Below are 17834 nucleotides of genomic sequence, written 5' to 3' on the forward strand. Positions count from 1 at the left end.
TGAACGCACTTGTTCCAAGGATTGACGTACCGAGTCGTAGTAGGTCACATTGAGCGCCACTCAAAAACCAGTCCGTCCGCTTGCCCGCAGGGAGCCCCCATGCCGATAGAACAGCGCGGAGTCGACACCATCCCCGAAGCGGAACGCACCAGCGGCCCGCGTGACCTCGTCTCGATCCTCCTCGGATCCAACCTCTGCCTCGGCGTGATCGTCTTCGGCTGGCTGCCGGTCTCCTTCGGCCTGGGCCTGTGGGCGTCGGTGACCTCCGTCGTCGCCGGCACGCTCGTCGGCGTCGCCGTGACCGCCCCGCTCGCCCTCGTCTCGCTGCGCACCGCGACGAACCTCTCCACCTCCAGCGGCGCCTTCTTCGGCGTCCGGGGACGGCTGGTCGGCTCCGTCGTCGGTCTGCTGCTCTCCCTCGGCTACACCGCGCTGACCCTGTGGATCGGCGGGGACGTGATCGTGGGAACGCTGGACCGGCTGGTGGGGCTGCCGACCGGGGACGTCACGCACACCGTCGTGTACGCGGTGCTCGCCGCCTGCACGGTCGTCGCCGCGGTCTACGGCTACCGGCTGCTGCTCAGGCTCAGCAAGGCCCTGGCGGTCGGCATGACCCTGCTGCTCGCGCTGGGCCTGTTCGCGTACGCCGGGGACTTCACCGCGGCGGCGGTGCCCGAAACCCCGTATCTGCTGGGCTCGTTCTGGCCGACCTGGGTACTGTCAGCGGTGGCCGCCGGGCTCAGCGGCCCGGTCGCCTTCATCACGCTGCTCGGTGACTACACGCGCTACATCTCACCCGAACGGCACAGCTCGAAGTCCGTCTGGCGAGCGACCTGTCTGGGCCTGCTGGTGGGTCTGCTGATCCCTCAGCTCTTCGGTACGTACACGGCGTTGGCGGCGCGCGGCGCCCTCGACTACGCCGGGCCGCTCGTCGACGCCTCCCCCGTCTGGTACCTGGTGCCGCTGCTGCTCGCGGCGACCGCCGGCTCGGTCGGCAACGCGGGGCTGATGCTGTACTCCATGGGGCTCGACCTGGACGCCATCCTGCCCCGCGCGACGCGCGCGCGGGCGACGCTCGTGGTCGCGGTGGTGGCGACGGCCTTCGTCTTCCTGGGCCACTTCGCCACGGACGCGCAGACGGCGATGACGTCGTTCGTGCTGCTGCTCACCGCGGTCGGCACTCCGTGGGCGGTGATCACCCTGATCGGGCACACGCGGTGCGCGGGCGCGTACGACCCGGAGGCGCTCCAGGTCTACAACCGCCGGGCGCGGGGCGGGGCGTACTGGTTCACGGCGGGGTGGAACGCGCGGGCGACCGCCTCGTGGGCGATCGGGGCGGGCGTGGGCCTGGCGTCGGTGGCCACGCCGCTGTACGAGGGGCCGCTGCTCGCCCTCACGGACGGCATCGACTGCAGCTTCGTGCTGTCGGGCCTGGTGGGCGGCGTGCTGTACGCGGTCCTGACACCGAAGCCGGCGACGGCGCCGGAACCGGAGGTCGCCGTCTCCTGAGGGCCCGCGAGCCCGGCACGATCCAAACGAAAGGCTCAGGGGGCGCCCTCTCCAGGAGGGCGCCCCCACTCACGTACCGACTAACCCAGCTGGTGCGTCCAGCCGTGGACGTCCTCCGCCTTGCCGGTCTGGATGGCGAGCAGCGCCTCGCGCAGGCGCATCGTGACCTCGCCGGGCTGTCCGTCCGACTGCTGCCACTCGCCGCGGGCCGCCTTGACCGTGCCGACCGGGGTGATCACCGCGGCCGTACCGCAGGCGAAGACCTCCGTCAGGGTGCCGTTCAGCGAGTCGGCGTGCCACTGGTCGATGGAGACCCGGCCCTCCTCCGCCTCGCAACCGAGGTCCTTCGCGAGCTGGAGGAGCGAGTCGCGGGTGATGCCGGCGAGGAGCGAACCGGTCAGCGTGGGCGTGACGATCCGGGGCTTCCGGCCGGCCTCGCCGCCGTACACGAAGTACAGGTTCATGCCGCCGAGTTCCTCGACCCACTTGTGCTCCACGGCGTCGAGGTAGGCGACCTGGTCGCAGCCCTTCGCCGCCGCCTCGGCCTGCGCGAGCAGGGAGGCGGCGTAGTTGCCGCCGGTCTTGGCGTCGCCCATACCGCCGGGGACCGCGCGGACGCGGTCCTCGGAGAGCCAGATGGAGACGGGCTTCACGCCGCCGGGGAAGTACGGTCCGGCGGGCGACGCGATGACGACGAAGAGGTACTCGTTGGCGGGCCGCACACCGAGTCCGACCTCGGTCGCGATCATGAACGGGCGCAGGTAGAGGGACTCCTCGCCGCCGTGCGCCGGGACCCACGCCTTGTCCTGCTGGACGAGCGCGTCACACGCCTCGATGAAGGTCTCGACGGGCAGCTCCGGCATCGCCAGACGGCGGGCGGACGCCTGGAAGCGCCGGGCGTTGGCGTCGGGGCGGAAGCTGGCGACCGAGCCGTCGGGGTGGCGGTAGGCCTTCAGGCCCTCGAAGATCTCCTGTGCGTAGTGCAGGACGTTCGTGGCCGGGTCGAGGGAGAGCGGGCCGTACGGCACGAGCTGGCCGTCGTGCCAGCCGCGGCCCTCGGTCCACCGGATGGTCACCATGTGGTCGGTGAAGTGGCGGCCGAATCCCGGGTTGGCCAGGATCGCCTCGCGCTCCGCGTCGGACAGCGGGCTGGAGGAGGGCTTGAGCTCGATCGTGGGCGTCGTCATGAGTGCTTGTCCTTCACCGGTTGTGTGTGACGGACCGCGCTCACGCCGCTATCAGTGCTCTGCTAGGACGTCCGAGCTTTCCCGCATGCCGCGGCCCCACGTTCGATTATCGCCTGTGGGGTCCGGTGCACGGAAACGGTGTGCATACGGTCCAGGATGTGATGGTGGCACCCTGCGACCGCATAGGTACAGCCGCCGGGTGCGGAATGCGACCCGGCGGCTGTGGTGATGCGTCAGTCGGCGGGTCAGCTCGCTACGCGTACCGCGAGCGCGTCGCCGATCTCGCCCGTCGTGCGGGCCGCGTTCCTGGCGTCTCCGCGCTCGGTCAGGTCGGCGGCGACGGCCGCCTCGATGCGGCCGGCCTCGTTCTCGTAGCCGAGGTGCCGCAGCAGGAGCGCGACCGAGAGGACGGTGGCCGTGGGGTCGGCCTTGCCCTGGCCCGCGATGTCCGGCGCGGAGCCGTGGACCGGCTCGAACATGGACGGGAACTCGCCGCTCGGGTTGATGTTGCCGGAGGCGGCGACGCCGATGCCGCCGGAGACGGCCGCGGCGAGGTCGGTGATGATGTCGCCGAAGAGGTTGTCGGTGACGATCACGTCGAACCGCTCGGGCTGCGTGACGAGGAAGATCGTCGCCGCGTCCACGTGCAGGTAGTCGGTGGTGACCTCGGGGAACTCCTCGGCCACCTTGTTGAAGATGTTGGTCCAGAGGTGACCCGCGTACGCCAGGACGTTGTTCTTGTGGACCAGCGTCAGCTTCTTGCGCGGGCGGGCCTGGGCGCGGGTGAAGGCGTCGCGGACCACGCGCTCGACACCGAAGGCCGTGTTGACGGAGACCTCGGTGGCGACCTCGTGCGGCGTACCGGTCCTGATCGAGCCGCCGTTGCCGGTGTACGGACCCTCGGTGCCCTCGCGGACCACGATGAAGTCGATCTCGGGCTGGCCCTTGAGCGGGGTCGACACGCCGGGCAGCAGCTTCGAGGGACGCAGGTTGACGTGGTGGTCGAAGAGGAAGCGGAGCTTCAGAAGGAAGCCGCGCTCCAGCACGCCGGACGGGACCGACGGGTCGCCGATGGCGCCGAGCAGGATGGCGTCGTGCTGCTTCAGCGCCGCGACGTCGGCGTCGGTGAGGGTCTCACCGGTCGCGTGGTAGCGCTTGGCGCCGAAGTCGTACTCCTTCGTCTCCAGCTTCACGTCCTGCGGGAGCGCGGCGGCGAGGACCTTGAGGCCCTCGGCCACGACCTCCTGGCCGATGCCGTCGCCGGGAATGACTGCGAGATCGATGCTGTGAGACATGTCGGCACCCTACTCCTCGTCCCAGTTCCTGACACTCATTGTCCACCATCCGGACGGAACCGGGTTCTTCGGAAATCGTGGAGGCGGTGGCCGGGGCGTCGCCGGTGCCCAAGGTCTCGGCGCTCGCCGGGAGCGGCGAGCGCGTCGACCACTTCGAGGTGCGGCGCGCGGCTCCGTAAGCCCCGGCGCCGGTGGGATCCGTAAGCCTCAGTGGCCCGTGGACCCGCCGTTGTCCCGGCGGTCGAGGGCCCGCTGGAGGGCGGCGGCGGCGTTCTTGCGGGCGTCGTCGCTGGGGCGGGTGGCGGAGTGGCGGACGCGGCGGAGGGTCTCAGCGGCCATGGGGGATCGACTCCTTGAGATCAGTGGTGATCCGAGATCAGTGGTGATCGAAGGCGCCGGAAGGGGCGGGGAGCGCCGCCGCAGGGGTTGCCTGCACAAGGGCATCGCGCTCACGACCGCCATTCGCTGATGGAGCGAGACGTTCGGCTCCTACCAAGCTAGGACAGGCGGCCGGGTCTGTCTCCACAATTACTCGGACTTCCTACTATCTGAGACGGCGGGTTTCCCGCAGGGCCCGGATCAGGGCCATCAGGGCGGCGCTGCGGAAGGCGGCGATCCGCAGCGGTCCGGAGGCGGTGCCGGTCTCCGCGCCGCGCACCTCGGCGGCCATCACCTCCAGGAGCCGCAGTACCCGTCGCGCGTGGGCGAGGGCCCGCTCCCCCGCCCGCCCCGCGCAACCTCTTCGACGTGGTGGGCAAGAGCCTGCGCCTCGAAGGCTCTCTGGTGCGTGACCACCAGGACGCGCGGGGGGAGTTGTACGACTTCGCGGTGCCGCACCTGCGGAGCGGGCGGCTGCCGCTGGACGTGACGGTGGTGGAGGGGTTCGAGCACATCGTGGACGCCTTCCTCGGCATGCTGCGCGGGGAGAACGCCGGGAAGATGCTGGTGTCCCGCGAAGTCGACCCCGCTAGCTAGATTGCTTTCCTATCTAGGTGGTGATGGAATGCACGCATGGCCGCAGACCGCAGATCCAGCTGGCTCAAGGGAGTCCTCGACCTGCTCGTCCTCTCCTGCCTGACCGACGGCGAGAGTTACGGGTACGAGATCGCCAAGTCGCTCGCCGAGGCGGGACTGGGCGAGATCAAGGGCGGGACGCTCTATCCCGTGCTCAACCGGCTGGAGGAAGCGGGCCTGCTGGAGGCCGAGTTCCGGGCCGCCGAGCGAGGACCGGGACGCCGCTACTACCGGCTGACCGAGCGGGGGCGGGAGCATCTCGCCGCCGAGAGCGGGGCCTGGCTGGACTTCCACACGGCCGTACGGGCCGCGCTGCACCCAGGGGGATCGACACCATGACCACGGACACGTACTTCGAGCAGCTCGCCACCGCGCTGCGCACCGCCGGCGTGCCGCGCGCGCAGATCGACGCGACCGTCGCCGACCTGCGCGGCCATCTCGACCGGACGGGGGTGACGGCGGAGGAGGAGTTCGGTCCGGCCGCCGCCTTCGCGGCGCAGCTCGGCGGTCTGGCGCCGCTGCCCGGGGAGCCGGACGAGGCGGCGGAGAGCTGGACCTGGACCGCGGACATCTTCAACGACCGGCGGATGCTGGCGGTCCACGGCGACCAGGGCTGGGAGGTGGAGTCCCTCGACGCGCTCGGGCGGTTCGTGTGCCGCCGGGCGCCGGGCGCTGCGCTGCGCTGGGAGTACCGGCGCGAGGTGATCAAGGGCCGGCGCCGCGACCAGGTCCTGGCCGCGCTGGAGCCCGAGGGCTGGGAGCTCTGCGGCGAATGGATGATGTACGGCTACTTCAAGCGCCCGAAGGCGGCGAGTGAGGGGCCCGCGGGCGAACTGGCCACCCGCCCGGCCCGCCCGCGCGAGTGGCTGTTCCTGAGCCGCCGGGGCAAGGTGGCGCTCGCCGTCTGGGCGGTCGCCGTGGTGGCGTGCCTGGCGGCGGCCGGCCTGGGGCTCGGGATGCCGGGGTACGCCCTGGCGCTCTTCGGTGTGGGCTGGGCGGTGTCGGCGACGTACACGGCGAAGCTGGAGACGGAGAAGGGGCGCGTCGGCGAAGGCCGTTGAGGGCGCGGGCGGACGCGGCACGGGCCGCGCCCTCCGCGGCTCACATCACGTCGCCGTCGCGCCAGTCGAAGACGAGCGGGGCGGCGGGGTCGGGCAGAAGACCGCCCCGGGCCGGACGCAGGTGGGTGGAGCCCTCCTCGTCCGGCAGCCGGACGATCCCATCCGGACTCAGGACCTCGATCCGCCCCTGCCACAGGGTCCAGCCACGGGCGCGGTAGAGCGCGGCCCCCTCGTCCGAGGCCGACAGCGCCCCGAAGGCGTACGCCCCGTCGATCACCCGTTCCAGCTCGGCCATGACGACACCGGCCAGCCCCTGCCGGCGCCGATCGGCGCGGACGCCGACGCCCTCGACGTAACCCACGCGCAGGGAACGCCCGCCGTGCAGCACCCGGCGCATGACCACACTGCCGTGGGCGGCGACTCCCCTCTCGTCCTCCACGCAGGCGTGCACACCGCCGAGGGCGTGGTCCCAGTCCTCGTCGGAGAAGTCACCACCGAAGGCGGCATCGAGCATCTCCCGGACGGCGAGGAGCCTCTCGGCCCCGAGAGCGTGGGTGGGCGCGGTCGTCAGAGTCATGCTCCGAGTCTCCCCCACACGCCACCTAACCGTTCATCACCCCTTGACCAGTTAGACATGCGGTGCTTGACTCCCACCTCAACCACTAAAAGCCGTTTGAGGGGTTAGGCATGGTCCTCGTACAGCAGGTACACCACCGCACCACCACGGTCAGGGGTCACGAGATCCACTACCGCGAGGCCGGGCCGGCCGGCGCCCCCGTCCTCCTGCTCCTGCACGGCTTTCCCACCAGCTCGCACATGTTCCGCGACCTGATCCCACTGCTCGCCGACCGCTACCGGCTGATCGCCCCCGACCACCTCGGCTTCGGCCGCAGCGCCGCGCCTCCGGCCGACGAGTTCGACTACAGCTTCGCCGAACTGGCCGCGCTCACCGCCGAGTTCGCCGACAACCTGGGCCTCGACCGGTTCGCGCTGTACATCCAGGACTACGGCGCCCCCATCGGTCTGCGCCTGGCTCTCGCCCACCCCGAGCGCATCACCGCGATCGTCACGCAGAACGGCAACGCCTACGAAGAGGGGCTGGGCGCGGACGCCTGGGCTCCGGTCCTCGCCCTGATCGCCGACCGCACCCCGCGGACCGAGGCACCGGTCCGCGCGATCCGCTCACTGGACGGCATCAGGTGGCAGTACGAGACGGGCGTCCCGCCCGAGTCCCGCGACCTCCTCAGCCCCGACGCCTGGCACCACGACGCCGCCCTGATGGCACGCGAGGGCCAGGACGCGATCCAGCTGGACCTGATCAGCGACTACGGCTCCAACTTCGCCCTCTATCCCGCCTTCCAGGAGTACTTCCGCACCTCCCGGGTCCCGCTGCTCGCGGTCTGGGGCGCCGGAGACGAGATCTTCGTCCCGGCGGGCGCCGAAGCCTTCCGCCGCGACCTCCCGCACGCGGAGGTCCACCTGCTCCCGACGGGCCACTTCGCCCTGGAGACGCACGCGCCCCGGATCGCCGCACTCATCGCCGATTTCCTGGAACGCGCTGTCGTTCGCGCTGCGTAGCGGCAGATCGACCGCGCGCGTCCGCCACACCGCCTGGTGGCCCCACCCGCACATGGAACCGCCCCCGTCCTCGGTTGGGGGACCGAGGACGGGGGCGGTGTCAGGGGGCCTCCGGGAGGCCTGGGGGCGTCAGCCCATGTGGGGGTAGGAGTAGTCGGTCGGCGGGACCAGGGTCTCCTTGATCGCGCGGGTCAGCGTCCAGCGCATCAGGTTCTGCGGGGCGCCGGCCTTGTCGTTCGTGCCGGAGGCGCGGCCGCCGCCGAAGGGCTGCTGGCCGACGACGGCGCCGGTCGACTTGTCGTTGATGTAGAAGTTGCCCGCGGCATAGCGGAGCTTGTCCATCGCGTGGGCCGCGGCGGCGCGGTCACCGGCGATGATCGAGCCGGTCAGCGCGTACGCCGACACCGACTCCATCTGCTCCAGCATCTGCTCGTACTTCTCGTCCTCGTAGACGTGGACGGCGAGGATCGGGCCGAAGTACTCGGTCGTGAAGACCTCGTTCTCGGGGTCGGAGCACTCGATGACGGTCGGACGGACGAACCAGCCCTCCGAGTCGTCGTACGTGCCGCCGGCGACGATCGTGCAGGTCGGGTCGGCCTTCGCCCGGTCGATCGCGGCCTTGTTCTTGGCGAAGGCACGCTCGTCGATCACGGCGCCGATGAAGTTCGTCAGATCGGTGACGTCACCCATCTTGATGCCGTCGACCTCGGCCGCGAACTCCTCCTTGAAGCCCGAGTTCCAGAGGGAGGCCGGGATGTACGCACGCGAGGACGCGGAGCACTTCTGGCCCTGGAACTCGAAGGAGCCGCGGGTCAGCGCGGTCTTCAGGATGGCGCGGTCGGCGCTCGGGTGGGCGACGACGAAGTCCTTGCCGCCGGTCTCGCCGACGATCCGGGGGTAGGAGCGGTACTTCTCGATGTTGTTGCCGACCGTCTTCCACAGGTGCTGGAAGGTCTTGGTCGAGCCGGTGAAGTGGATACCGGCCAGCTCCGGGTGGTTCAGGGCCACCTCGGAGACGGCGATGCCGTCGCCCGTCACCAGGTTGATGACGCCCTTGGGCAGACCGGCCTCCTCCAGCAGCTCCATGAGCAGCACCGCGGAGTGGGTCTGGGTCGGGGACGGCTTCCAGACCACCACGTTGCCCATGAGGGCGGGGGCGGTGGGCAGGTTGCCCGCGATGGCGGTGAAGTTGAACGGCGTGATCGCGTAGACGAAGCCCTCCAGCGGGCGGTGGTCCAGACGGTTCCACACACCCGGGGAGTTCGCCGGCGGCTGCTCCGCGAGGATCTGCCGGGCGTAGGAGACGTTGAAGCGCCAGAAGTCGACGAGCTCGCACGGGGTGTCGATCTCGGCCTGCTGGGCGGTCTTCGACTGGCCGAGCATGGTGGAGGCGGCCAGCGTCTCGCGCCAGGGGCCGGCCAGCAGCTCGGCGGCGCGCAGGATGATCGCGGCGCGGTCGTCGAAGGACATCGCGCGCCAGGCCGGAGCGGCGGCCAGGGCCGCGTCGACGGCGTCCTGGGCGTCCTGCCGGGTGGCGCCGGCGAAGGTGCCGATGACGGCCTTGTGGTTGTGCGGCTGTACGACGTCGACGCGCTCACCGCCGCCCATGCGCTTCACGCCGCCGATGGTCATCGGCAGCTCGCGCGGGTTCTCGGCCAGCTCCTTGAGCTTGGCCTCCAGGCGGGCGCGCTCGGGGGAACCGGGGGCGTAGCTGTGCACCGGCTCGTTGACCGGAGTGGGGACCTGGGTGACAGCGTCCATGAGTCTCTTAACTCCTTCTGAGGGGTGGGCTCAGCCCTTGGTGAGGATGGAACGTGCGAAGAAGAGCAGGTTGGCCGGCTTCTCCGCGAGGCGGCGCATGAAGTAGCCGTACCAGTCGGTGCCGTACGCGGTGTAGACGCGTACGCGGTGACCCTCGGCGGCGAGACGGTTCTGCTCCTCGCTGCGGATGCCGTACAGCATCTGGAACTCGTACTCGTCCAGTTTGCGCCCGGCGCGGCGCGCGAGCTCCTGGCCTATCGAGATCAGGCGCGGGTCGTGCGAGCCGATCATGGGGTAGCTCTCGCCGTCCATGAGGATCTTCATGATCCGGACGTACGCCTTGTCGATCTCGGGCCTGTCCTGGATGGCGACGGAGGCGGGCTCCTTGTAGGCGCCCTTCACGATCCGGACCCGGGAGCCGTCGGCGGCGAGGCGGCGGGCGTCCTCCTCGGTGCGGTGCAGGTACGCCTGGATGACGCAGCCGGTCTGCGGGAAGTCCTTCCGCAGCTCCTCGTGGATGGCGAACATCGAGTCGAGGGTGGTGTGGTCCTCGGCGTCCAGGGTGACCGTGGTGCCGATCTCGGCGGCGGCTTCGACGACCGGGCGGACGTTGGCGAGCGCCAGCTCGTGGCCGCCCGCCCGTCGCCCACCACCACCCTCGGCCGCGAGCCCCGCGGGCTCGCCTCCCTCGATCTCCAGCGACTGGCCGAACATCGACAGCTTGACCGACATCTCGGCGCGCTCGCCGAGGCCCAGCTCCTTGAGGCGGCCGATGAGCTCCAGGTAGGCGTCCCGGGCGGCGTAGGACTGCTCGACGGTGGTGATGTCCTCGCCCACGACGTCGAGGGTGACCTCCAGGCCCCGGCCGGTGAGGTCCTCGACGATCGGGATGACGTGCTCGACGGTCTCACCCGCGATGAACCGGTCGACGACCTGCTTGGTCCCCGGGGCGGCCGAGACGAAACGGCGCATCTTGTCGCTGCGGGACGCGGCGAGGATCACGGGACCCAGCACGGGGCACCTCCTGAGGGCGGGGTGTTGAAAAGGTGCCGTAGCCGAACATACGGAAGGTTTCGGAAACAGCACGGAGAACCACCGTGAAACCTAAGGATCGCTCCGATCCTCTGCCATCGACAGCTGTCACGCATCCACACACGGCATCTCAGACATCTGTATGAAGGAGCGGGCGGCGGGTGCGAGAATGGCCGCGTGAAGGGCGATTACCAGGAGCTGGTGGACGAGATCTCGGCACTGCTCGGCGCCCCGGCGACGCTGGAGAACCGCGATTTCGGTCTGATCGCCTTCGGGGCCCACGACAGCGACAGCTTCTTCGACGAGTCGGCGCTGGACCCGGTCCGCACCCGCTCGATCCTGACCAGGAAGTCGACACCGGCGGTACGGGCCTGGTTCGAGGGCTTCGGGATCACCCGGGCGACCGGGCCGGTGCGGATCCCGGCGGCCCCGGACGCGGGGGTGCTCCGGGACCGGATCTGTCTGCCCGTACGGCATCGGGGCGTCGTCCTCGGATACGTCTGGCTCCTCGACGCCGAGCCGGGCCCCTCGCCCGCCCGGCTGGCGGCGGCGATGGAGGTCGCGGCCCGGATCGGCGATCTCCTCGCCGACGAGGAGCGGGCGGGCACCGACCTCTCCCGAGAGCTCCGGGCGGCCCTGAGCGCGGAGCGCGGCTGGCAGTACGACATGGCTCTCGCGGCTCTGCGCACGGCTCTGGGCCCCGACGCGGACGGCCTGCACGCCCTGGTGTGCGTCGCCCCGTGGCCAGACGAGGAGGGCCCGTCCTTCCGTACGATCCCCGGCGCGGCGGCGCTGTGCACCCTCCCCTGGCGACGTCCGGCGGGCCCGGGCTCGGCCGGCCGGTCCCGGGACGGCGGCGGGTCCGACGCCGCCGGACCCCTCGCCGTCACGGGACCGGCCGGGCCGTACGAGGCCCGGCGGCCCGGTGCCGCGCACGCGCTGGCGGTCGTGGTGCGCCTGCGGTCGGCCGACAACCTGGCGCCCGCGACGACGGCGGCCACCCGGCTGCGGGACGCCGCCGGCGCGGGCGCCGTCGCGGGGATCGCCGGGCCCCGGCGCGGGCTCCAGGAGCTCGACGCGGCCTGGCGCGAGGCCACCGCCGCCGCCCGGGCCGCCGCCGCCCAGCCCCGGCTCGGGCCGCTGGCGCCCTGGTCCGCCATCGGCCCGTACCGGCTGCTCACCGCCCTCCCGGCCGGCGAACCCGACCCGGCGGTCCGCGCCCTGCTCACCCCGGCCCACGCCGAACTGGCCCGCACCGCCGAGACGTTCCTCGACCACGCGGGCCAGGCGGGCCGCACCGCGGCCGCTCTCGGCATCCACCGCCAGACCCTCTACTACCGCCTCTCCCGCGTCGAACAGCTCACCGGACTCGACCTCGACGCGGGCGAGGACCGCCTGCTCCTCCACATGGCGATCAAGGCGGCGCGACTCTGACGGCCTGCCGCGGTTTATATGATCGGGCTCATGCCAACGCAGACCTGGGCGCCGCCGACGTCCACCGAGCGGTCGCTGCACGAGGCGGTGGCGCGGGGCGACGAGGCCGGGACGCTCGACGTACTCGCCCGCGGGCGTCTGTACGTACTGACCGCTCGGCTGCACGCCGACGCCCCGGGTTACACCGCTCCCCTGCCGTCGCGGCGCGACAAGGCCGCCCGCCGTACCGTCGTCCCCGTCCTCACCGAGGGGATGCTGCCGCCGTGGCACCCGGAGTGGGTGTTCCGGCAGACGACGCTCGACGAGCTCGCACAGGCATGGCCGGACGGCAAGTGGTGGCTCGCGGTCAATCCGGACACCCCGTACGCCACCGTCCTGCAGGCCCGGCCCGCCCATCGGCAGGCGTGGCGGGAGGCGGCCGCGCGCGCGGCCGGATCGACGCGGATGCGGCTGATCACGCACGCCGGCGGCCATCTGCACGGACCGGTCGCGTCCGGTCTCGCGCTCGGCGCCCATCTCGCGATCGTCAACGGCCTCGCGTGGAACCTGCTCGGCGCCGTCTACGAGGACTACCCGAAGGACGTCGCGCGGCTGCGCCGCCCCTGGGGCGTCACCCAACGGGCCGGCTACCACCGGACGTTCGAGAGCCTGCTGGCCACCCGGCTCGTGGGGCGCGTCGCCGAACTCGTCCTGCGGACCCGGCGAGGGCTCGTGGCGCGGCTCGACCGGACGCCCTCCCCCGAGGAGTGGGCCGCCGGGGTCACCGCGGCCCTCGGCGGACGGTACGCGGACGACGACGACCTGCGCGAGGCCGCCGACTTCCAGCGCCGGATCGCGCACTACGAGGGCCGGTTCCGCGCCGACGGGCTGCTGCCGCCGGACGGCCGGGTCGACACCCTGGCCGCCTTCGACCACGGCCGTGCGGTGAACGTCGTACGCCTGGCGCTGGGCGCGCGGTACTGCGACCCGGCGGAGGCCGAGCAGGCCGTCCTGCGGATCGCCGGCCTCGCCCGGCAGGCGTACGGCTCCTGGGCGGACTTCTCCCTCGGCTACCTCCTCGCCCGGCTGATCCACTTCGACGAGGGCGATCCCGAGGGCATGTACCAGGAGTGCCTCGCCCTCCACCGCACCCTCATCCAGGACCCCGCGAGCCCGTACCGGAACATCCCATGGTCATGACTCCCCCGCCTGTCCCCCCGCACCTCCCCCACGGCGTCCCCTGGGCGCCGCCGACGGAGACCGAGCACCTGCTGTACGAGGCGGGCCTGCGCGGCGACGTGGAGGCGCAGCTGCGCGTGCTCGCCGGGACCCTCCTCTTCATCGGCGTGCCGAAGGCCGAGGTCGACGCGGAGCCCGAGACGGTCTACTGGCGCGCCCTTCCGCACGAGAGCGGGCGCACCGTCCGGCCGCTGCTCACCCGGGGGATGCTGCCGCCCTGGCACCCCGAGTGGGTGTTCCACAGCGTCACGCTCCGGTGGGCCGCCGAGTTCGAGGGGTGGCGCGACCCGTGGCAGCTGCTCGCGGTGAACGCCGGCACCCCCGCCCAGCTGCTGCTGCCCACCACACCCCAGCACCGCGCCTTCTGGCTCCGCTGCTACGCGGAGAACGACCGGCCGGCCGGCGACCGGCTCGTCGCCCTGCGGCACGGCGCCCTGTACGGACCGCTCGCCTACGGCCTGGCCTGCGGCGCGCACCTGGCGATCGGGAACGGTGTGCCGTGGAACGAGGTCGGCACGGTGTACTCCGGCTACACCGACGAGCTCGACACGCTGAGCGAGTCGTGGGGCATCACCGATCGCGCGGGCTGGCAGGGGGAGTTGAACGCGCTGCTGGACGCGCGCAACAGCCCGCCGGAGCCCGACTTCGCCCTGCGGGTGCGCGAGGAGCTGCGGTCCCGCCACGGCGAAGCGCCGTCGCCCGACCTGTGGCGCGAGACCGCCGCGGGCCACGCCCAGGACCTCGGCGCGGGCCAGGCGGCGGTCACGCACATCGAGGAGCTGGTGCGCCGCATCCTGCGGTACGAGGCCCGTTTCCGCGCCGACGGGCTGCTGGCGCCGGACGGCCGGGTGCGGACGACGGTCGCCTACGACTACGGCCGGGCGGTCAACCTGGCGCGCTGGGGCCTGTCGGCCAGGTATTGCGCACCGCCGGAGGCCGAGCAGGCGATCGTCTACGCCGGGGCGCTGAGCAAGTCGGCGTACACCTCGTGGCAGGAGTTCTCGGCCGGGTACGCCCTGGGGCGGGTGCTGCGCTTCGACGGGGAGGAGTACGGCCGGTTCTACGAGCAGAGCGTCATCGCGCACCGCGCCCTGTCGGAGCACGAGGGCAGCCCCTGGCGCCACATCCCGTGGCGGTGACGGGCCGACCGTGCCCGGCACCCGGACGACCGTCTGGGACGATGTCCGGATGCCGGGTACGGGAGCGTGCGAACGCCCCTCGGGTCAGATGAGGTTGACCGAACGGGCCGAGTTCGCGCCGATCTCCTCGGAGATCTCCGCGAGCACGTTCGCCGGCACCGTGTCGTCGACGGTGAGCACGACGAGCGCCTCGCCGCCCTCCTCCGTACGCGAGACCTGCATGCCCGCGATGTTGAGACCGGCCTCGCCGAGGATCCGGCCGACGGTGCCGACGACACCCGGACGGTCTTCGTAGCGCAGCACCACCATGTGGTCGGCGAGCGCCAGGTCCACGTCGTACTCGCCGATGGCGACGATCTTCTGGAGGTGCTTGGGGCCGGCCAGCGTGCCGGAGACCGCGACCTCCTCGCCGCTGGAGAGGGTGCCGCGCACGGTGACCATGTTGCGGTGGTCGGGCGACTCGGAGCTCGTCGTCAGACGGACCTCGACACCGCGCTCCTGCGCGAACAGCGGGGCGTTGACGTACGACACGGTCTCGTCGACCACGTCCTCGAACACGCCCTTGAGCGCGGAGAGTTCGAGCACCTTCACATCGTGCTGGGTGATCTCGCCGTACACCTCGACGTCGAGCCGCGCCGCGACCTCGCCGGCGAGGGCGGTGAAGATCCGGCCGAGCTTCTCGGCGAGCGGCAGGCCGGGCTTGACGTCCTCGGCGATGACACCGCCCTGGACGTTGACCGCGTCCGGCACCAGTTCGCCGGCGAGCGCGAGGCGCACCGAGCGGGCGACCGCGATACCGGCCTTCTCCTGGGCCTCGTCCGTGGACGCGCCGAGGTGCGGGGTGCAGACGACCTGGTCGAGCTCGAAGAGCGGGGAGTCCGTGCAGGGCTCCTTCGCGTACACGTCGAGGCCCGCGCCGGCGACCCGGCCCTCCTTGAGGGCGGAGAACAGCGCGGCCTCGTCGACGATCCCGCCGCGCGCGGCGTTGACGATGCGGACGCTCGGCTTGACCTTGTGCAGCGCCTCGTCGCCGATGAGACCGAGGGTCTCGGGGGTCTTCGGCAGGTGGACGGTGATGAAGTCGGCGACCTCCAGGAGCTCGTCCAGGGCCAGCAGCTTCACCCCCATCTGGGCGGCGCGGGCCGGCTGCACGTAGGGGTCGTACGCGACGATCTTCATGCCGAACGCGGACATGCGCTGGGCGACCAGGACGCCGATGCGGCCGAGGCCGACGACGCCGAGGGTCTTCTCGCTCAGCTCGACGCCCGTGTACTTCGACCGCTTCCACTCGCCGTTCTTCAGGGCGGTGTTGGCCTGCGGGATGTTGCGGGCGGTGGCGACGAGCAGACCGCACGCGAGCTCGGCGGCGGTGACGATGTTGGAGGTCGGCGCGTTGACGACCATCACGCCGGCCTTGGTGGCGGCGGAGACGTCGACGTTGTCCAGACCGACGCCGGCGCGGGCGACGACACGGAGCTTGTTCGCGGCGGCGATGGCCTCGGCGTCGACCTTGGTCGCGGAGCGGACCAGGATGGCGTCCACATCGGCGATGGCGGGGATCAGCTCGTCGCGGTCGGCGCCGTTGCAGTGCCGGATCTCGAAGTCCGGGCCCAGTGCGTCGACGGTGGCGGGCGACAGCTCTTCAGCGATGAGTACGACAGGTTTCGAGCTCACGTGGGTCCTCACAAGGGCTGGGGATCCCCCCGCGCGCGCAGCGCCTCGGGGGAGGACGGCCGTCCCGACGGCCGCAGGCGGTGGAGGGGGCTTGCCGCGTGAAAGCGCACGACGCTGTGGGCCAGACGCGATGTTGTGACGAAGTCTAGTGGTGCGTCGGCGCACTTCCTGCGCCTCGTTGGAAGGATCACCCGTCCGTGGTTGGACGGCCTGTCCAACGATGGGGCGCGGGGCCGGACACCCTGTCCGGCCCCGCGCCGAGGCGCTTACGCCTCCTCGTCGTTCACCCAGCTCATGAGCTTGCGCAGCTCCTTGCCGGTGGTCTCCAGGAGGTGCTGCTCGTCCTGGGTCTTGTACTCGTTGTACTTCTTCAGGCCGCCGTGGTACTCGTCCATCCAGTTCTTGGCGAACGTGCCGTCCTGGATCTCGGCGAGGACCTTCTTCATCTCGGCCTTGGTGGCGTCGGTGATGATGCGCGGGCCGGTGACGTAGTCGCCCCACTCGGCGGTCTCGGAGACCGACCAGCGCATCTTCTCCAGGCCGCCCTCGTACATGAGGTCGACGATGAGCTTCAGCTCGTGGAGGCACTCGAAGTAGGCGATCTCCGGCTGGTAGCCGGCCTCGACCAGGGTCTCGAAGCCCGCCTTCACCAGCGCCGAGGCGCCACCGCACAGGACGGCCTGCTCACCGAAGAGGTCGGTCTCGGTCTCCTCGGTGAAGGTCGTCTTGATGACGCCGGCGCGGGTGCCGCCGATGGCCTTGGCGTAGGAGAGCGCGAGGGCGAAGGCGTTGCCGGTCGCGTCCTGCTCGACGGCGGCGATCGCGGGGACGCCGCGGCCCTCCTCGTACTGGCGGCGGACCAGGTGGCCGGGGCCCTTCGGGGCGACCAGGGCGACGTCGACGTTGGCCGGGGGCTTGATGAAGCCGAAGCGGACGTTGAAGCCGTGGGCGAAGAACAGCGCGTCGCCGTCCTCCAGGTTGTCCTTGATGGACTCCTCGTAGACCTGGGCCTGGATCGGGTCCGGGATCAGGATCATGATGACGGAGGCCTCGGCGGCCGCCTCGGCGGGCGTCACCACGCGCAGGCCCTGCTCCTCGGCCTTGGCCTTGGACTTGGAGCCCTCGTGCAGACCGACGCGGACGTCGACACCCGAGTCACGGAGCGACAGCGCGTGGGCGTGGCCCTGGCTGCCGTAACCGATCACCGCGACCTTGCGGCCCTGGATGATGGACAGGTCGGCGTCGTCGTCGTAGAACAGCTCGGCCACTGGGAATCTCCTTGATGTGCTGGTGTTGCGTCCCACCGTACGGCGGGGAGCGGAAGGAAAGTTTTCGGGTCTCGCCAGGCGGACCGCCGGACGGACCGGCGGTCGACCGCCCGGCGATCGCGTGAGGGGTCAGGCGCTGCGGTCGAGGGAGCGCAGGGACCGGTCCGTGATGGACCGGGCACCACGCCCTATGGCGATCGTGCCGGACTGCACGAGCTCCTTGATGCCGAACTGCTCCAGCATCTTGAGCATCGCGTCGAGCTTGTCACTCGAACCGGTGGCCTCGATGGTGACCGCCTCGGGCGAGACGTCCACGGTCTTGGCGCGGAACAGCTGGACGATCTCGACGATCTGGGAGCGGGTCTCGTTGTCGGCGCGGACCTTCACCAGGACGAGCTCGCGCTGGATCGCGGCGCTGGGCTCGAGTTCGACGATCTTCAGGACGTTGACCAGCTTGTTGAGCTGCTTGGTCACCTGCTCCAGGGGCAGGTCCTCGACATTGACCACGATGGTGATGCGGGAGATGTCGGGGTGTTCGGTGACACCGACGGCGAGCGAGTCGATGTTGAAGCCGCGGCGGGAGAACAGGGCGGCGATCCGGGCCAGGATGCCGGGGGTGTTCTCCACCAGGACGGAGAGCGTGTGCCTAGTCATGTGCGTCGAT

At 71.3% G+C, this 17834-nt stretch carries 17 protein-coding genes and 1 pseudogene; 8 read left to right on the forward strand and 10 right to left on the reverse strand.

Going from position 1 to position 17834, the window contains the following annotated elements; genetic code table 11:
* Nucleotides 1-99: 99 nt before the first annotated feature.
* Nucleotides 100-1509, forward strand: a complete 1410-nt coding sequence (locus ACWDX6_RS03735) for a cytosine permease (RefSeq protein WP_451483305.1) — start codon at nt 100-102, stop codon at nt 1507-1509.
* Nucleotides 1510-1589: 80 nt separating this feature from the next.
* Here ACWDX6_RS03735 and ACWDX6_RS03740 read toward each other — a convergent pair whose 3' ends face one another.
* The 4 genes from ACWDX6_RS03740 to ACWDX6_RS03755 form a co-directional block, all read right to left on the reverse strand.
* Complete coding sequence (locus ACWDX6_RS03740) at nt 1590-2696, reverse strand: branched-chain amino acid aminotransferase (protein ID WP_451483306.1); 1107 nt, start codon at nt 2694-2696, stop codon at nt 1590-1592.
* 245 nt (nt 2697-2941) lie between these two features.
* Nucleotides 2942-3991: a 3-isopropylmalate dehydrogenase gene (locus ACWDX6_RS03745; protein WP_451483307.1), complete on the reverse strand. Its 1050-nt coding sequence runs from the start codon at nt 3989-3991 to the stop codon at nt 2942-2944.
* A gap of 207 nt (nt 3992-4198) precedes the next feature.
* Nucleotides 4199-4330, reverse strand: coding sequence for a hypothetical protein (locus ACWDX6_RS03750; protein WP_403294626.1), 132 nt, complete (start codon nt 4328-4330; stop codon nt 4199-4201).
* 205 nt (nt 4331-4535) lie between these two features.
* Nucleotides 4536-4661, reverse strand: coding sequence for a hypothetical protein (locus ACWDX6_RS03755; protein ID WP_451483308.1), 126 nt, complete (start codon nt 4659-4661; stop codon nt 4536-4538).
* A 47-nt stretch (nt 4662-4708) separates the two neighbouring features.
* Here ACWDX6_RS03755 and ACWDX6_RS03760 point away from each other — a divergent pair.
* The 3 genes and pseudogenes from ACWDX6_RS03760 to ACWDX6_RS03770 form a co-directional block, all read left to right on the forward strand.
* Nucleotides 4709-4966, forward strand: a pseudogene (locus tag ACWDX6_RS03760) (NADP-dependent oxidoreductase); the annotation flags it as partial.
* A gap of 36 nt (nt 4967-5002) precedes the next feature.
* Nucleotides 5003-5344, forward strand: a complete 342-nt coding sequence (locus ACWDX6_RS03765) for a PadR family transcriptional regulator (protein WP_451483309.1) — start codon at nt 5003-5005, stop codon at nt 5342-5344.
* Nucleotides 5341-6066 carry a hypothetical protein gene (locus ACWDX6_RS03770; RefSeq protein ID WP_451483310.1) on the forward strand — a complete coding sequence of 242 codons (726 nt, stop codon included), beginning with the start codon at nt 5341-5343 and terminating at the stop codon, nt 6064-6066. The genes ACWDX6_RS03765 and ACWDX6_RS03770 overlap by 4 nt, the downstream gene beginning before the upstream one ends.
* A gap of 40 nt (nt 6067-6106) precedes the next feature.
* Here the strand turns inward: ACWDX6_RS03770 and ACWDX6_RS03775 are convergent, their stop codons facing one another.
* On the reverse strand, nt 6107-6643 hold the full coding sequence (locus tag ACWDX6_RS03775; RefSeq protein ID WP_451483311.1) for a GNAT family N-acetyltransferase: 537 nt from the start codon (nt 6641-6643) through the stop codon (nt 6107-6109).
* A gap of 110 nt (nt 6644-6753) precedes the next feature.
* On the opposite strand from ACWDX6_RS03775, the gene ACWDX6_RS03780 reads away from it, so the two are divergent.
* Nucleotides 6754-7644, forward strand: coding sequence for an alpha/beta fold hydrolase (locus tag ACWDX6_RS03780; RefSeq protein WP_451483312.1), 891 nt, complete (start codon nt 6754-6756; stop codon nt 7642-7644).
* 129 nt (nt 7645-7773) lie between these two features.
* Here ACWDX6_RS03780 and pruA read toward each other — a convergent pair whose 3' ends face one another.
* Nucleotides 7774-9405: an L-glutamate gamma-semialdehyde dehydrogenase gene (pruA, locus tag ACWDX6_RS03785; RefSeq protein ID WP_451483313.1), complete on the reverse strand. Its 1632-nt coding sequence runs from the start codon at nt 9403-9405 to the stop codon at nt 7774-7776.
* Nucleotides 9406-9435: 30 nt separating this feature from the next.
* On the reverse strand, nt 9436-10419 hold the full coding sequence (locus ACWDX6_RS03790) for a proline dehydrogenase family protein (protein ID WP_451483314.1): 984 nt from the start codon (nt 10417-10419) through the stop codon (nt 9436-9438).
* A 195-nt stretch (nt 10420-10614) separates the two neighbouring features.
* On the opposite strand from ACWDX6_RS03790, the gene ACWDX6_RS03795 reads away from it, so the two are divergent.
* The 3 genes from ACWDX6_RS03795 to ACWDX6_RS03805 are packed head-to-tail and all read left to right on the forward strand — an operon-like array spanning nt 10615 to nt 14228.
* Nucleotides 10615-11871 carry a PucR family transcriptional regulator gene (locus tag ACWDX6_RS03795; RefSeq protein WP_451483315.1) on the forward strand — a complete coding sequence of 419 codons (1257 nt, stop codon included), beginning with the start codon at nt 10615-10617 and terminating at the stop codon, nt 11869-11871.
* A 30-nt stretch (nt 11872-11901) separates the two neighbouring features.
* Nucleotides 11902-13050: a DUF1266 domain-containing protein gene (locus tag ACWDX6_RS03800; RefSeq protein ID WP_451483316.1), complete on the forward strand. Its 1149-nt coding sequence runs from the start codon at nt 11902-11904 to the stop codon at nt 13048-13050.
* A complete protein-coding gene (locus ACWDX6_RS03805; RefSeq protein WP_451483317.1) occupies nt 13041-14228 on the forward strand; it encodes a DUF1266 domain-containing protein in 1188 nt (395 codons plus the stop codon). The genes ACWDX6_RS03800 and ACWDX6_RS03805 overlap by 10 nt, the downstream gene beginning before the upstream one ends.
* A gap of 84 nt (nt 14229-14312) precedes the next feature.
* Here the strand turns inward: ACWDX6_RS03805 and serA are convergent, their stop codons facing one another.
* From serA to ilvN, 3 genes are all read right to left on the reverse strand, one after another.
* Nucleotides 14313-15902 (reverse strand): phosphoglycerate dehydrogenase, encoded by a 1590-nt coding sequence (gene serA / locus ACWDX6_RS03810; protein ID WP_451483318.1) that lies wholly within the window; start codon nt 15900-15902, stop codon nt 14313-14315.
* A 266-nt stretch (nt 15903-16168) separates the two neighbouring features.
* Nucleotides 16169-17170, reverse strand: coding sequence for a ketol-acid reductoisomerase (gene ilvC / locus ACWDX6_RS03815; RefSeq protein ID WP_403294641.1), 1002 nt, complete (start codon nt 17168-17170; stop codon nt 16169-16171).
* Between the two features lie 129 nt (nt 17171-17299).
* On the reverse strand, nt 17300-17824 hold the full coding sequence (gene ilvN / locus ACWDX6_RS03820) for an acetolactate synthase small subunit (RefSeq protein WP_158990801.1): 525 nt from the start codon (nt 17822-17824) through the stop codon (nt 17300-17302).
* Nucleotides 17825-17834: the final 10 nt, after the last annotated feature.

It is taken from the genome of Streptomyces sp. NPDC003027, from assembly GCF_053591435.1.

Excerpts from the sequence above, each read along its gene's own strand:
- ACWDX6_RS03745 (WP_451483307.1), bottom strand. The coding sequence starts at position 3,991 with ATGTCTCACAGCATCGATCTCGCAGTCATTCCCGGCGACGGCATCGGC.
- ACWDX6_RS03750 (WP_403294626.1), bottom strand. The coding sequence starts at position 4,330 with ATGGCCGCTGAGACCCTCCGCCGCGTCCGCCACTCCGCCACCCGCCCC.
- ilvN (WP_158990801.1), bottom strand. The coding sequence starts at position 17,824 with ATGACTAGGCACACGCTCTCCGTCCTGGTGGAGAACACCCCCGGCATC.
- ACWDX6_RS03770 (WP_451483310.1), top strand. The coding sequence starts at position 5,341 with ATGACCACGGACACGTACTTCGAGCAGCTCGCCACCGCGCTGCGCACC.
- ACWDX6_RS03800 (WP_451483316.1), top strand. The coding sequence starts at position 11,902 with ATGCCAACGCAGACCTGGGCGCCGCCGACGTCCACCGAGCGGTCGCTG.
- ACWDX6_RS03765 (WP_451483309.1), top strand. The coding sequence starts at position 5,003 with ATGGCCGCAGACCGCAGATCCAGCTGGCTCAAGGGAGTCCTCGACCTG.
- ACWDX6_RS03740 (WP_451483306.1), bottom strand. The coding sequence starts at position 2,696 with ATGACGACGCCCACGATCGAGCTCAAGCCCTCCTCCAGCCCGCTGTCC.
- ACWDX6_RS03780 (WP_451483312.1), top strand. The coding sequence starts at position 6,754 with ATGGTCCTCGTACAGCAGGTACACCACCGCACCACCACGGTCAGGGGT.
- ACWDX6_RS03775 (WP_451483311.1), bottom strand. The coding sequence starts at position 6,643 with ATGACTCTGACGACCGCGCCCACCCACGCTCTCGGGGCCGAGAGGCTC.
- pruA (WP_451483313.1), bottom strand. The coding sequence starts at position 9,405 with ATGGACGCTGTCACCCAGGTCCCCACTCCGGTCAACGAGCCGGTGCAC.
- ACWDX6_RS03805 (WP_451483317.1), top strand. The coding sequence starts at position 13,041 with ATGGTCATGACTCCCCCGCCTGTCCCCCCGCACCTCCCCCACGGCGTC.
- ACWDX6_RS03735 (WP_451483305.1), top strand. The coding sequence starts at position 100 with ATGCCGATAGAACAGCGCGGAGTCGACACCATCCCCGAAGCGGAACGC.
- ACWDX6_RS03755 (WP_451483308.1), bottom strand. The coding sequence starts at position 4,661 with ATGGCCGCCGAGGTGCGCGGCGCGGAGACCGGCACCGCCTCCGGACCG.